7 protein-coding genes and 1 pseudogene are annotated in these 15,220 nt (G+C 72.2%); 3 read left to right on the forward strand and 5 right to left on the reverse strand.

Annotated elements, in window-relative coordinates; genetic code table 11:
• Positions 1-96 precede the first annotated feature (96 nt).
• Positions 97-999 (forward strand): LysR family transcriptional regulator, encoded by a 903-nt coding sequence (locus BMZ47_RS18830; protein ID WP_091863773.1) that lies wholly within the window; start codon positions 97-99, stop codon positions 997-999.
• On the opposite strand, the gene BMZ47_RS18835 is transcribed toward BMZ47_RS18830, so the two are convergent.
• Positions 887-2,485 (reverse strand): MFS transporter, encoded by a 1,599-nt coding sequence (locus BMZ47_RS18835; protein ID WP_091863774.1) that lies wholly within the window; start codon positions 2,483-2,485, stop codon positions 887-889. The two genes, BMZ47_RS18830 and BMZ47_RS18835, sit on opposite strands and share 113 nt — an antisense overlap.
• Before the next feature lie 107 nt (positions 2,486-2,592).
• Between BMZ47_RS18835 and BMZ47_RS18840 the strand changes: the two genes are divergently transcribed.
• Positions 2,593-3,531, forward strand: a complete 939-nt coding sequence (locus BMZ47_RS18840) for a LysR family transcriptional regulator (RefSeq protein ID WP_091863775.1) — start codon at positions 2,593-2,595, stop codon at positions 3,529-3,531.
• Positions 3,532-3,679: 148 nt separating this feature from the next.
• Here BMZ47_RS18840 and BMZ47_RS18845 read toward each other — a convergent pair whose 3' ends face one another.
• The 4 genes and pseudogenes from BMZ47_RS18845 to BMZ47_RS28120 all read right to left on the reverse strand — a co-directional run bounded on the left by BMZ47_RS18845 (position 3,680) and on the right by BMZ47_RS28120 (position 8,054).
• Positions 3,680-4,411 carry a DUF1796 family putative cysteine peptidase gene (locus tag BMZ47_RS18845; RefSeq protein WP_091863776.1) on the reverse strand — a complete coding sequence of 244 codons (732 nt, stop codon included), beginning with the start codon at positions 4,409-4,411 and terminating at the stop codon, positions 3,680-3,682.
• A 115-nt stretch (positions 4,412-4,526) separates the two neighbouring features.
• Positions 4,527-5,489, reverse strand: a complete 963-nt coding sequence (locus tag BMZ47_RS18850; RefSeq protein ID WP_007560969.1) for an acetyl-CoA carboxylase carboxyltransferase subunit alpha — start codon at positions 5,487-5,489, stop codon at positions 4,527-4,529.
• A 381-nt stretch (positions 5,490-5,870) separates the two neighbouring features.
• Positions 5,871-7,078, reverse strand: a pseudogene (locus tag BMZ47_RS18855) (DUF2252 family protein).
• Between the two features lie 562 nt (positions 7,079-7,640).
• Complete coding sequence (locus BMZ47_RS28120) at positions 7,641-8,054, reverse strand: hypothetical protein (protein WP_139221020.1); 414 nt, start codon at positions 8,052-8,054, stop codon at positions 7,641-7,643.
• On the opposite strand from BMZ47_RS28120, the gene BMZ47_RS18860 reads away from it, so the two are divergent.
• Complete coding sequence (locus tag BMZ47_RS18860) at positions 8,053-15,219, forward strand: autotransporter-associated beta strand repeat-containing protein (RefSeq protein ID WP_139221021.1); 7,167 nt, start codon at positions 8,053-8,055, stop codon at positions 15,217-15,219. The two genes, BMZ47_RS28120 and BMZ47_RS18860, sit on opposite strands and share 2 nt — an antisense overlap.
• Position 15,220: the final 1 nt, after the last annotated feature.

The following is a 15,220-nucleotide window of genomic DNA, read 5'->3' on the forward strand; positions in this document are numbered from 1 at the left end:
GAGGGGGCTCCAATTGTTCCGGACCCGCACGTGGCGAATTCGGCGCGCGGGGAGTAGTCCGTCGGCGGGACCGAGATCTGTGCGGGGGTGTCACGAATGCTGCGCGACAAGGCCGATCGCGCCGGGGACATGGCCGTGTTCGTGGCGGTGGCGGAGGCTGGCAGCCTGTCCGGGGCGGCGCGCCGGCTCGGGCTCACACCCTCGGCGGTGAGCCGGGTCGTCGCCCGGATCGAGGCACGGCTCGGCGTGCAGCTCCTGGTCCGGACCACCCGGACCCTGCGCCTCACCGCCGAAGGCGAGACCTACGGGCGTGCGGCGCGGCGCATCCTGGCCGATCTCGACGAGACCGAGACAGCTTTGTCCGACCGGGGCTGCCCGCGCGGGCGGGTCCGGGTCAGCGCCGCCACCGCCCATGGCCGGCTGGTGATCGTGCCGCTGCTCGGGGCGTTCGTGAGCCGCCATCCCGGCATCGTGGTCGAGATCGACCTGAGCGACGAGATCGCCGACGTGCTCGGCGGCCGGGCCGATATCGGCATCCGGTTCGGCCCCCTGGCCGACAGCCCGCTCACCGCCCGGCGGCTGGGCGAGACCGGCCGGACCGTGGTGGCCGCCCCCGCCTATCTCGCCCGGGCCGGGACCCCGCGCCGGCCCGCCGACCTCGCCGACCACAATTGTCTGGACTTCACCTTCCGCCGGAGCGAGCCCGGCTGGCCGTTCCGCGAAGCGGGGCGCGACGTCATCCTGCCGGTGCGCGGTACGATCGCGGCCAATAACGGCGAGACCCTGGTGCAGCTGGCGCTCGGCGGCGTCGGCATCACCCGGGTCGGGACCTTCCACGTCGCCGACGACCTCGCCGCCGGCCGGCTGGTGCCGCTCCTGGAGCCGTTCAATCCCCAGGACCGCGAGGCGATCCACGCGGTGTTCGTGGGCGGACCGGCCATGCCGGCCCGGGTGCGGGTGCTGGTGGATTTTCTGGCGGAGCGGATGCGCGGGGGGTGAGCGGCGCCGCGAGCAGCGCGAGCACCGCCAAGGCGCAGGCGATTGTGAGGGCGGCCAGGGTCCAGGACAGGGTGGTGAAGGCCGCCTGGTAGGCCTGGGTCAGGGTGGCGTCGTCGAGGCCGGGCAGCAGCGCCCGGGCGGCGTCCGGATCCCCCACCGCCAGGCGCTGGCCCGCCTGTGCGCGGGACGCGTCGGGCAGGCCCGGGATCCGGCGCAGCTCCGCCGCGATGCGGCCGGCGAGCGCCGCGCTGACCAGGGCGAGCGCCACGCCCTCCCCGGCGACCCGGACCGTTCCGAAGATGCCCGCCGCCATGCCGGCGCGCTCCCGGGGCACGACGGCGACCGACAAGCCGTCCATCAGGCCCCAGGGCAGGCCGCTGCCCAGGCCGATGAGCAGCATCGGCGCCAGAACCGCGCGGCTGCCGATCGCGATGAAGCCGAGCCAGACCAGGCCGATTGCCGCCACCAGCAGGCCGAGCCCCGAGAGCAGGCCGGGCGGGACGCGCCGGGCCAGGGCGGCGGCCGCCATCGGGACGACCAGCATCGGCGCCGAGAGCGCCAGCATCAGGAACCCGGCCTCCATCTCGCTCCGGCCCTCGATGCCGATGAAGCGCAGGGGCAGGAGCACCAGCAGCACCACGAAGCCCGCGCAGGTCGCGACCGGCAGCATCTGCACGCCGACGAAGCGCCGGTAGCGGAACAGGCGGAGGTCGAGCATCGGCCGGGCGGCGCGGGTCTCGATGATCACGAAGGCTGCGAGGAGCAGCGCGGCGGCCGCGAGCAGTCCGCGCAGCGCCGGGTTGTCCCAGCCGCGGCCCGGCGCCTCGATCACCGCCACCGTCAGGGCGGTGAGCATCGCGGTGAAGCTCACCGTCCCCGGCCAGTCGAGGCTGCGGGCTTGCGGGTCGCGGGTCTCGCGCATCCGCGGCGGCCCGAGCACCAGCGCGGCCGCGCCCACCAGCGCGCCGACCCAAAAGATCGCGCGCCAGCCGGCGCCGGCGATCAGGACGCCGGTGACGATCGGGCCGAAGGCCAGGCCGACGCCGAAGGTGGTCCCGAGCAGGCTGAAGGCCCGGGTGCGGGCATGGCCGTCGAATTCCTGGGCGAGCGCCGCGGTGCCGCCCGCGAGAGCGGCGGCGGCGCCGATTCCCTGCCCGGCCCGGAGCAGGTCGACCACCCAGAGCGCGGGGGCGAATCCCAGGGCCAGGGAAAACCCGGTGACGGTCGCCACGCCCGCCGTGAAGACCAGCCTGCGGCCGTAGCGGTCGGCCAGGGTCCCGGCCGCCATCAGCAGGCTGCCGAAGGTCAGCATGAAGCCGTTGGTGATCCAGGTCAGCGCCTCCGGCGAGCCGCCGAGTTCGCGCCCGATGGACGGCGTCGCCACCGCGCCGGCGGAAAAGCTGAGCGGCAGGATCAGGGCGGCGAGGCAGATCGCGGCCAGGACCAGCGGGTCGCCCGTCGGGGCGGGTTGCGGGGTGTCGGGCATGGACGGGCTCCGGTCGGGACGGGCCGGGACCCTCGCTCGCGGAACCGGCGCCGTTAATCCCGCGCCTGGTCCTTTCATTCCGGATCAGGGCGCTCTAATCGCCCGGCATGAACAGCCTCGGCGACATCGCGGCCTTCGTGCGCAGCGCGGAGCGGTTGAGCTTCGTCGAGGCCGGGCGCGACCTGCGCCTGTCGGCCTCGGCGGTGGGCAAGGCCGTGGCGCGGCTCGAGGCGGAACTCGGGGTACGCCTGTTCCACCGGACCACCCGGCGGGTCTCGCTCACCGAGGAGGGCGCCCTGCTGCAGGCCCGCTGCCGGGCGATCCTCGACGACCTGCGCGAGGCCGAGGCGCTGGTCACGCAGAGCCGGCTGGCGCCGCGCGGCATCCTGCGGATCAGCCTGCCGATCGTCGGCTACCGCTTCCTGCTGCCGGTGCTGCCGGAGTTCCGGGCGCTCTATCCCGAGATCGAGCTCGAGCTCGATTTCAACGATCGCCAGGTCGACCTGGTGGAATCCGGCATGGATGCCGCGATCCGCAGCGGCAGCCTGGTCGATTCGCGCCTTATGGCCCGGCGCCTCGGCCCGTTCCGGTTCGTGCTCTGCGCCGCGCCGGCCTATCTCGACCGAGCCGGCACGCCCCGGCACCCGGCCGAGCTCGCGGGCCACGCCGCCCTGCGCTTCCGCTTCCCAACATCCGGCAAGCTGCAGGACTGGACCCTCGCCGAGCCGCCGCCCGCGGGCCTGCGCACCGCGCTCACCTGCAACAACATGGAGGCCCTGCGCGCCGCCGCGATCGGCGGCCTGGGCATCGGCTGCATGCCGGATTTCCTGGCGGAGTCGGCCCTGCGCGCTGGCAGCCTGATCCGGATCCTCGACCCGTACCTCACCGATCCCGGCCAGTTCTCGATCCTGTGGCCGTCCGGGCGGCACATGTCGGCCCGGCTGCGCGCCTTCGTGGATTTCGTGAGCGCGCGGTTGTTTCAGGCCGAAGAGGCTGGACCCGGTGGCTGCCGCGCCGAAACATTCCCACCCACCCCCTCATCCTGAGGTGCGAACGCAGTGAGCCTCGAAGGCGGGCTCCGGGGATCGCGCCGCTTGGCTGGAGGGCGCCTTCGAGGGCTTCGCTTCGCGACGCCGCCTCAGGATGAGGGGGAGATCTGGCATACAGGGAGCCCGGCCCCGGGGCGATCGCGCCCTACGCGAACAAAACCGGCCGCCGTGCCGCCTCGGTGCGGATGATCTCCACGAGCTGCGCGTCCTCGGCCGGGTCGGCGAGGCGCAGGCCGACTGGGGTCGAGCGGGTCTGGATCGTCAGCCAGCGCAAGGTCGGCCGGAGGTCCGCGGCCTCCACCACCGCCACCCCGGGATGCTCCGGCTGGAGCTGCAGGAAGGTCAGGTGGTTGCGGCTCGCCCGGCGGCCGAGGAGGTCGTCGATCGCTTCGATCGTCTCCCGGGGCGTGTGCAGATGGGTCATCATCCACAACCGGTTCTCGGTGCCGGGCGTGTCCAGGGCCACGCGCAGGCGGCGCACGCCCTCGGTCAGGAAGGCGTAATCCGCCGCGTTCGCCGCCGGGTCATGGTGGTTGAACACGCATTCGAGCCCGTGCCGCTCCCGGTAGAGCCGGTGCCGGCCGCGCCAGATGTCGGGGCCGCGCCGCTCCGCTTCCGGGATGCTCTCGAGCTGGTCCCGGTCGGTGAGCGCGGCGAAATCGTCGTCCAGGCAGTCCCGGACCATGCCGGGCATGGAGAAAATCCAGTCCAGCGGGCCGGACCAATGGCGCAGGTCCAGGGTCTTGAGCACGTGCGCCATCTGGCAGTTGCAGCCGAGCGAGACGTGGTTGTGCCCGCCCGGCTCGCGCGCGTCGCGCCGCCCGAGGAGCCGCCCGAGGGCGCCGAGCAGGCCGCCCGTCGCGCCGGGGGAACTCATACGGTTCGCCCTGGCGGCTGACGCCTCCAGGACGGTCCGCCGCACCTGCGGCGACGCGCATTCGCGCTTGCCGACGGCCGAACGCCTCGAACGTCAAAGGTTTCGGCCGTCGGACTCACAGGGTCCGGCCGATGGCGAGGAATTTCTCGGCGCGGCGGTCGCGGATCTCCACCGGGGTCAGGCCCTCGAACTGGGCGAGCGACTCGGCGATGGCGTCGCCCGCGCCGCGGATCGCCGCCTCGCGGTCGCGATGCGCGCCGCCGGTGGCCTCCGGGATGATGCCGTCGATGACGCCGAGCCGCAGCAGGTCCTGGGCGGTGATCTTCATGGCGGTGGCGGCCTCGTGAGCCCGGCCCTGGTCGCGCCACAGGATCGAGGCGGCGCCCTCCGGCGAGATCACCCCGTAGATCGCGTGCTCGAGCATCAGCACCCGGTTGGCGGTGGCGAGCGCGATGGCGCCGCCCGAGCCGCCCTCCCCGATCACCACGGCGACGTTGGGCACGCCCAGCGCCAGGCACGCCTCGGTGGAGCGGGCGATGGCCTCGGCCTGGCCGCGCTCCTCGGCCTCGATGCCCGGATAGGCGCCGGCCGTGTCCACAAAGGCGATCACCGGCAGGCCGAACCGGTCGGCAGTCTCCATCAGCCGGACCGCTTTGCGGTAGCCCTCGGGCCGGGCCATCCCGAAATTGTGGCGCAGCCGCGCCTCGGTGGTGGCGCCCTTCTCCTGGCCGAGCACCAGGACCGGGCGCCCGCGGAAGCGGCCGAAGCCGCCCAGGATCGCCTCGTCCTCGCCGAAGCTGCGGTCGCCGGCGAGCGGCGTGAACTCGGTGATCAGCCCGGCGCAGTAATCCACGAAATGCGGGCGCTGCGGGTGGCGGGCCACCTGGGTCTTCTGCCAGGGCGTGAGGCTCGCGTAGATCTCGGCCAGGGCCTGGCCGGCCTTGGCCTCCAGCCGGCCGACCTCTTCGGAGATCGAGACGGCGCCGTCGCGCTCGCCGACCGCCCGCAATTCCTCGAGCTTGGCCTCCAGCTCGGCAACCGGCTTCTCGAAGTCGAGGTAGGTGCGCGTCACCGCCATCGTGTCACAGGTCTTCCCGGGTTCGCCGCTCCGGAAGCGGCGGGCGCGAGGTGTTGGCGATGGCGGGTGTGGTGTCAACCGGCGCCGGGTTCGAGCAGCTTTGCACGCGCCTCCCGGGGCGGGATTTTTCGGCGGCGCGGTTGTGGTGGCGGGAGGTTCGTCAGGTCGAGGCGCGCACGGTCTCGTGAGGTGCGCGGGTCGTCTCCGCACGGGCTCATGCAGCGCGCGACAGGCCCCCTCTCCCGCACGGGAGAGGGGACCCGCGCCTCTTCCCGAAATGGTTAAACCCGCCCGCTCGCGATGGGCGACCTGCGACCAGCACCATCCGTCATAGCGACCGGCCAGCGTTCAACGCGGCCAGCCCACCCAATCCCAAAAAAATCAGGCCGCCAGCTCTTCCCGGGCGATGCGGCGGCAATGCTCCAAGTAGCCGCGCTGGTGCGCGCCCATCAGGTCGGTCACCGCGGACCAGAGCCAGCCGGGGGTGTCGGGGCCCTGGCCGGGGGCGCGCACGGTGTCGCTCCAGGCCTGGCGGTCGGATGCCGACATCTGGCGGCCGTGGGCGCGGCCCAGGATGGCGGCGAGATGGCCGGAGACCCGCACCGCCTCCCCCCGGGAGAATTTTGCTCGGCGTCGATCTTGAGATCCTGCGGCATCAGCTCGCGAACCGTGACCGGGGTGCCCTGGAAATGCGTGGCGACCATCCGGTCGCCGAGATTCGGCGACAGGGCGCGGGCGCCGGCCACGACCCGGGCGGCCGGGTCGCCGGGCATGTCGGCCCTCGGGGCGGCCGGGGCGAGGAACGGTACCGCCTCCTTGACGTCGAGGAGGGCGAGATGCGGGCGGTCGCCGCCCACGATCTCCATCAGGCCGGCGTAGCGCAGGCGGCCGAGCGAGCTGCACCCCTTGATCCAGTAGGCGGCATCGAGCAGCCGGATCCCCGCCCCGGCCTCGGCGCCGCCGAGCGCCAGGACCAGCCGGTGCACCTCCGGGTCGCGGCTCAGCGCCTCGAACGCCTCCTGCTCGGCGGCGTCGAGGTCGAAGAACCGGTCGCCGCGCGGCAGGCGGGCATCCTTGCCCTTGAGCCGCTCCCGGGACAGGTGGCGCCAGCGTCGGCCGAGCGCCCGGCGGCGCGTGGTGGCGACGATCTCGGATTCGGCGACGCCCCGCTCGGCCAGTTCGGGATCGAGGATCCCGTCGGCGTAGCCCACCGCCATGGCATCCATCATTCGGGCGGTGACGATGCCCGGCAGGGTCGCGTTGAGCGCGGCGGTGACGAGCGACAGGGCCAGCCGGACGAGGTCGAAGGCCGGGTTCGACACCAGGGTCTGGTCGAGGTCGCGGATCTGGATGTCGATCCGCCCGTCGGGGCCGGCGACGGCGCCGAGATTGCCGAGATGCGCGTCGCCGCAGATCCAGACCGGCGGCCCCTCCGGCAGGGTGCCGGCCGGCATGGCGGCAATGAGGTCGTAGAACTGCGCGGTGCTGCCCCGGACATAGGCGTGCGGCGAGGAAGCGATCTTGCACAGGCGGCGCTGTTCCAGCTCGCTCGCCTCGCGCCCGGACCGGGCCGGCACCTGCATATCCATCCGCGTCGTCCGATCCTCTGCTGCACCCGATCCGAACCGGGTCGGATCGATGTTGGGTGCGAGGTTAGATTTTCATCCTTAAGCGCGGGTGAGCATTTTGCCGCATCTCGCGGGCGGGGCGTTTCCGCCGGGGGCGCCGCTCCCTGTGGGATCCGGGAGCGCCCTCCGCCGCGACAGACCGATCTGCGTGCGGCGCGGGACGGTCGCGGTTGAGGGCCGTGATCGTCGCGATGCGTCGGGGCGGATCATCCCCGGCCCGTGCCGGGTCGGCGGCCGACAGGGCTATGGTGGCATTATTCCGGCTAAGATGATCGATAATGTAAAAACAATGCGTCTGATATATTTCCCAGAGTATGCGGGATAAAAAATCTCAAATCAAAGACATTCATATTCGTATTGCAAATGTAGGCCTGAAATTTTGTCTTGAATGTGTCGCATGTTGCGCTTAGGTCGCGGCGGAAACAGGAATCTGTCGCGTGAAGCACCGTAATGTCCGCGTCGGCATCGCCGCGTTGGCCGTATTTTCCGTCGAGCTCCGTGCGGTTCCGGTCGGCGCGAGCGATTATACGGTGCCGGCGGATTCGACGAGCAAGTCGGCGATAACGGTGTCTGGACGTGATACCGTGACCGTCGGCGCCGGCGGCGCGCTCTCCGTTAAAGATGAGGCGGCGATAGACTGGAACGGTGCGTCCACGGATGTGAAGATCACCAATTCCGGCACAATCAAGTCAAAGGGGGGCCGGGCGATCGACGCCTCGGGCGACGCCAACAACCGCAGCTTGACTCTGGAGAACAAGAAGGACGCGATCGTCAAATCCGACAGCGATGCGTTCCGCATCAATGTCAACCCGACCGGCGGCACCGTAAGGGTGAACAACGCGGGAACCATCCGGTCGACGACGAAGCGGGCGCTGGATTTCGAGGCAGCCGCCAGCGGCAGCGCCACGATCACGATCACCAACACCGCCACCGGCATGATCAAGTCCGACGGCGACGACGCGATCCGGCCCGGCCAGGGGGCGACGATCAACAATTCCGGCACGATCCGGACGGATGGTCTGGCCGCCGACAAGGCGGACGGCATCGATTTCAAGGGTGCCACCTTCGGGACGGTGAACAACACCGACAGCGGCACGATCTCCGGCGCGCGCCACGGCGTCACCCTGGGCGGCAACAACGGCGCCGGCTCCGTGACGGTGACCAACGCGGCGGGTGCTACCATCACCGGCCGCAGCGGCTCGGGCGTCGGTTCGGATGCCGGTGGTACGGTCACGAATTACGGTACGATCGAGGGGGCCTATTCCGGCTCGGGCGACGGTGACGGCGACGGCGTCGATATCGACTACGCCGGCACGATCACCAATTACGGCACGATCAAGGGCACCGGCGCCGGCGGCTACGACAAGGGCGGCCGGGCCAATAACAGCGAAGGCATCTCGCTCGGCGGCGGCACCATCACCAATTCCGGCACGATCTCCGGCGCCAAGTACGGCATCGTGGTCAACAACGACTCGAATCCCGACAACAGCCGCAGCGGCGTCGCCGCGACCACGATCACCAACGAGGTCGGCGGCACGATCGAGGGCAAAGACGGCTACGCGATCCGGCTGGAGAATAAGCTCGGCACCGCGGCCGACAACGACACGATCGTCAACAAGGGCACGATCATCGGCAACGGCACGATCCCGGATCCGACCGCGGTGGTGACCCTTCAGAGCGGCAGCGTGGACGGCGGCTCGGTCGGGACGCTGGACGGGGTGCGCTACACAGGCACCGGCTCGGCCCGCTTCATCCGCGGCGACGGTGCCGCAATCCAGATGGGCGAGGGTGACGACGTCCTGACCAATTACGGCACGATCACCGGCAACACCCGCCGGGCGATCAGCCTGGAGGGTGGCAACGACACGCTCAACCTCTTCACCGGCTCGACCATCACCGGCCGGATCGACGGCGGCGCCGGCGCCGACACCCTCAACCTCGGCAAGGCCGTCACGGGGACCGGCGCCGGCACGCTGGCGAACGTGATCCATTTCGAGGTGCTGAACGTCAAGGGCGGCACCTGGAAGCTTTTGGACGATCAAGCCTACGCGAACGGCGCGACGATCGCAGCCGGGGCGACGCTCCAGGTCGGCGACGGCGCCACCGCGGGATCGCTGGCGGCCGATGTCGCCAATGCCGGGGCGCTGATCTTCAACCGGACCGACACGTCGAGCTATGCCGGGGCGATCTCCGGGAGCGGCAGCCTGACCAAGGCGGGCACCGGAACCCTGACCCTAACGGGCGCCAGCACCTATACGGGCGCCACCACGATCTCGGAGGGCACGCTCACGATCCAGAGCGCCACGGCGCTGGGCGCGGCGGACGGCACGGCGGCCACCGGCACCACGGTCGCCTCCGGCGCGACCCTGGCGCTGAAGGGCGGCATTGCGGTGGGCAACGAGGCGCTGTCGCTCACCGGATATGGCCTGAACGCCTGCGGTGCCCTGTGCAACGTCTCCGGGATCAACAGTTATGCCGGGACGATCACCCTGACCGGCACCACGAGGATCGGCGCGGATGCCGGCAGGCTCACCCTGTCGGGCCCGATCGCGGGCGCTCCTGGGGCCGGCGTCGAGCTGGACCTGGGCGGTGCGGGTGACGGCATCGTCGCGGGCGACATCGGGAATGTCGGCACCGTCATCAAGGTCGGAGCCGGCACCTGGACGCTGACCGGAAAGAGCAGCCTCAGTGACCTCCTGTACGCATTCGGCGGAGCCCTGCGGCTGGAGGGGGGCGGCACGGTCGCGAGCGACAGGGGCATCGTCGGCGGCGACACCGCCACGACGGCTTCCGCGACGGTGACGGGCTCTGGCTCGACGTGGACGAATCGGAGCACGCTCGTCGTCGGTGACATCAACGGCACCGGCATCCTCACCGTGGCGGCGGGTGGCGCCGTGTCGATCGGGACGAACGGTGCCGGTACGATGACGCTGGCGAAAGGCAGCCGCTCGACCGGTATGCTCAATATCGGCGCCGCCGCGGGCGAGACGGCGGTCGCCGCCGGCACGGTGACGGCGGGCGAGGTGGCGTTCGGCGCCGGCACCGGCACGATCACGTTCAACCATACCGGCAACCCGGATGGCTCGGCCGTCACCTTCGCACCGAAGATCACCGGCGTCGGCAGCCTCAACCACCTCGCCGGCACCACGATCCTGTCAGGCGCCAGCACCTATTCCGGCACCACCACGATCGCGGGCGGCACGCTCCGCGTAGCCAACGCCACGGCGCTCGGCGCGGCGGACGGCACGGCCGCCAACGGCACGACGGTCGCCTCGGGCGCGACCCTGGCGCTGCAGGGCGGGATCGCGGTGGGCAACGAAGCCCTGTCGCTCGCCGGCACGGGCGTGGGCGATGGCGGCGCCCTGCGCAACGTGTCGGGCGACAACAGCTATGCCGGGGCGATCACGCTAACGGACAACAGCCGCATCGCCGCGGATGCCGACAGGTTGACCCTCTCGGGCAGCCTCGCCGCTTCCGGCGGCGGCTGGGTGCTGACACTGGGCGGTGTCGGCGACGGGCGTATCACCGGCACCATCGGCAACACGATTGGTTCGCTCCTCAAGGACGGGACGGGCACCTGGACCGTGACGGGACAGGCCACGCTCGCGAACGAGGTGCAGTCGAGCGGCGGCACGCTGACCATCGCCGAGGGCGGACGCCTGTCCAACAGCGACGGCTTCGTCGGTCACGATACCGGCTCGTCCGGGACGATGACGGTGACTGGGACGGGCTCGACCTGGACCAATAGAGCCGGCCTCGTAGTCGGCTTCGGCGGCACGGGCACGCTCGCCATCCAGGGCGGCGGCCAAGTGTCGAACAGGAACGGCACCATCGGCTACTTCGCCACGTCGTCCGGGACGGTGACGGTGACTGGGACGGGCTCGACCTGGACCAATAAGAACAGCCTCTCTGTCGGCCACGGCGGCACGGGCACGCTCGCTGTCCAGGCCGGTGGCCAAGTGTCGGACACCTCTGGCGTCCTCGGCAACTTCACCGGCTCATCCGGGACGGCGACGGTGTCGGGGACGGGCTCGGCCTGGACTAACAGCAGCAACCTCTATGTCGGCAACAGCGGCACAGGCACGCTCGCCATCCAGGGCGGGGGCCGGGTATCGGCCAATCACAGCGTCCTCGCCGCCGATCCCCACTCATTCGGGACGGCGACAGTGTCGGGGACAGGCTCGACCTGGACCAACAGCGGTGACCTCTATGTCGGCGCCGTCGGCACGGGCACGCTCGTCGTCCAGGCGGGCGGTCAGGTGTCGAACGGGTACGGCTATCTCGGCTACTTCTCAGGCTCATCCGGGGCGGCGACGGTGGCGGGGGCGGGCTCGACCTGGACCAACACCGGCGTTCTCTCTGTCGGCCACGGCGGCACGGGCACGCTCACGGTGGCGGATGGCGGCCTCGTATCGGCCGGCGCCAATGGCACGGGCACCGTGTCGGTTGCCTCCCTGAGCGGCTCGACCGGCACGCTCGCCATCGGCGCGGTCGCGGGCCGGAAGGCGGTCGCCGCCGGCACTGTGCAGGCGAGCAAGGTGGCGTTCGGCGCCGGCACCGGCACGATCACGTTCAATCATACCGGCAACCCGGACGGAACGGCCGTCGCCTTCGTGCCGACGATCACCGGAACCGGCACGGTCAGCCATCTCGCTGGCACCACGATCTTGACCGGTGCCAACAGCTATACCGGCGCCACCACGGTCTCGGGCGGCAGGCTCAGCGCCGCCAATGCCACGGCGCTCGGCGCCTCTGCCGCCAAGGTCACGGCCGGCGGCACGCTCGACGTCAACGGTGTCACGATCGCCAACGTCCTGATCCTGGCCGGCTCCGGTGCGGGCGGCGCGGGGGCGCTCACCGGCACCGGCGCCGCCGGGGTCTCGGGCGCGATCACGCTGGCCGCCGATGCCGCCCTCGGCGGAAGCGGCACGCTGACGCTGTCCGGCGGCATCGGCGATGGCGGCCACGGCTATGGCCTGACCAAGCTCGGCACCGGCACCGCGATCCTGACCGGCACCAGCACCTATACCGGCGCCACGACCCTCCAGGACGGCACCCTGCGGGCCGGGGCGGCCGGGGCGTTCGCGCCGGTCTCGGCGGTGACGGTGGCCTCCGGCGCGACCCTCGATCTGGCGGGATTTAACCAGGGCATCGGCTCGCTGGCGGGCACCGGCCGCGTCAGCCTCGGCGCAGGCACGCTGACGGCCGGGGCCGACAACAGCTCCACCGCCTTCTCGGGCACGATCACGGGCAGCGGCGGCCTGGCCAAGGCCGGGACCGGAACCCTGACCCTCTCGGGCCTCAACACCTATACCGGTCCCACCACGATCGCGGGCGGCACCCTGGCCTTGACCGGGGCCGGCTCGGTGGCGGCCTCCAGCGGCGTCGCCCTGGCCGGCGGGGCGACCTTCGACATCGGCGGCCTGACCGCCGGCACCGCGATCGCCAGCCTGACCGACACCGCCCCCGGCCAGGCCGGCACCGTGGCGCTCGGCGCCAACACCCTCACCCTCACCCGCGCGGCGGGCAGCTACGGGGGCGCCATCCTGGGCACCGGCGGCCTGACCCTGGCCGGCGGCACCCAGATTCTCGCGGGCCACGCCCGCCATACCGGCGCCACCACCCTGGAGAGCGGCACCCTGCGGGCCGGGGCGGCCAGGGCGTTCGCGCCGGCCTCGGCGGTGACGGTGGCCTCCGGCGCGACCCTCGACCTGGCGGGATTTGACCAGGGCATCGGCTCGCTGGCGGGCGCCGGCCGCGTCAGCCTCGGCGCGGGCACGCTGACGGCCGGGGCCGACAACAGCTCCACCGCCTTCTCGGGCACGATCGCGGGCAGCGGCGGCCTGGCCAAGGCCGGAACCGGAACCCTGACCCTCTCGGGCAGCAACAGCTACAGCGGCGGCACCGCGCTCCTCGGCGGGACGCTGGCGGTCGCCGCCGACGCCAGTCTCGGCGCGTCGGCGGGCGGCCTGCGCTTCGATGGCGGCACCCTGGTGACGACCGCCAGCCTCGCCATGGCCCGGCCGGTGACGCTGGCCGGCGACGCCCGCCTGCGCCCCGCCTCGGGGACGAGCCTGACCCTGAACGGGTCGGTCACCGGGCCGGGCGGCCTCGTCCAGGACGGGGAAGGCACCACGATCCTCGCCGGCCGCAACACCTATGCGGGCGCCACCACGGTGGCGGGCGGGACGCTGCAGATCGACGGGGTGCTGAGCGCCTCGGAGGTGACGGTCCGGCACGGGGGCACGCTGGCGGGTTCAAGCAAGATCGGCGACCCGCTGATCGAGGCCGGTGGCCGGTTGGCGCCGGGCAGCGCCGCGGCGATCGGCACGCTGTCGATCCACGGGCCGCTGACCTTCGCGGCGGGCTCGTTCTACACGGTCAAGCTGACGCCCGCCGCCAACGACCGCACCGACGTGACCGGTCCGGTGGCGCTCCAGGGCGGGACCGTCCAGGTTTTGGCCGGCGCCGGGACTTACACGCCAGCGCTGCGCTACACGCTGCTGACCGCCACGGACGGGGTGACGGGCCGGTTCTCCGCGCTGCAGACGACCAGCAACCTCGCCTTCCTGACGCCCTCCTTGAACTACGATGCGCACAGCGTGTCGCTGGGCTTCGCGCAGACGGCGCCGATAACCAGCGTGGTCACAACGCCGAACCAGACCGGGCCGGCGGCGGCGCTGAACGGCGTCGGGCCGACCGTGACCTCGACCGCCCAGCCCTCGGCGACGGCCCAGAGCGCCTCGACCGCCCAGCCCTCGGCGACTGCCCAGAGCGCCTCGACCGCCCAGCCCTCGGCGACGGCCCAGAGCGCCTCGGCCAGCCCAGCCGCGCCGACGGTGACGCAGGCGAGCACGGTGCATACCAGCGTGGCGGTCGACGGGACCACCACCACGACGATCAGCAACAGCGGCGGCACCACTGTGGTCGTCGCCTCCCCGGCCGCCCAGGTGGCAACCGCGGTGCTGAACCAGACCGCCCCGGGCGCGGCCCAGGCCCTCACCGCGATCTCCGGCGAGGCCCATGCCGCCGATATCGGCGTCGTGGCGCAGAGTGCCGCGATCGTCGAGGCGACGCTGCTCGATCACCTGCGTTTCGGCATGGCGCCCCTCGGTGAGGCGGCGGGCCTGTGGTCGGAGACGGGCCTCGCCGGCCGGATCCCCGCCGGCACCACCGTCCCGGCGGCCTACGCGGCCGCTCTGCCCGGCGAGCCGGCGATCGGCCTCGTTCCGGTCGCGCCGGCGCGGGCGAACTACGCGCTCTGGGGCCAGGCCCTGGGGGCGTTCGGCAGCACGCGCGGCAACGGCAACGCCGCCCGCCTGACCCGGGATATGGGCGGGTTCGTGCTGGGGGCCGAGACCGGGTTCGGCGCGCTGAGCCTGCCGGGCCTGACCGATCTGCGGGTAGGCGTGGCGGCGGGCTACAGCGTCGCCGGGTTCGACATTCCGGCACGGCGGTCGAGCGGCCAGGTGGAGAGCGCGTTCGGGGCGATCTATGGAAGGGCGTCCCTGGGCGCAGTGGAGCTACGGGGCGGTGCCGTCTACGGCAGCGAGGCGTTCGACACCCGGCGCCAGGTGCAGTTCCCCGGCTTCTCGCAGGCGGTGACCGGGAAGGCGGGCGGCGACACGCTGCAGGCCTTCGGCGAGGCGGGGTACCGGATCGCCTACGGTCCGGGGGTGCTGGAGCCCTTCGTGGGCGGCACGACGCTGCATGTCCGGCGCGACGGGTTCGCGGAGCGCGGCGGTGCGGCGGCGCTGCGGGTCTCCGGGCACCATGACGCCGTGCAGACGGCGACCGCGGGCGTCCAGGGTGAGATCGGTCTGGCGGATCTTCTGGGCCTGGACGTCCCGGTTCTGGCGCGCGGCCTCGTGGGCTACAGGCGGGCGTTCGGGGACGTGGTGCCGCGGGCGCTGGTGGCGTTCGCGGGCGGCCGGGCGTTCCAGACCGCGGGGGTGCCGCTGGCGCGGGACGCGGTCGTGGCTTCGGCGGGGATCGAGGCGCGGGTTGCGACGGGTCTGACGCTGGGGCTCGCCTATACCGGTCAGGTGGGCGAACGCGCCCAGGACCATGCCATGCGGGGCAGCCTGAACCTGCGCTGGTAAA

Origin of the sequence: Methylobacterium brachiatum (assembly GCF_900113845.1) — a bacterium.
Classification (GTDB): domain Bacteria; phylum Pseudomonadota; class Alphaproteobacteria; order Rhizobiales; family Beijerinckiaceae; genus Methylobacterium; species Methylobacterium brachiatum.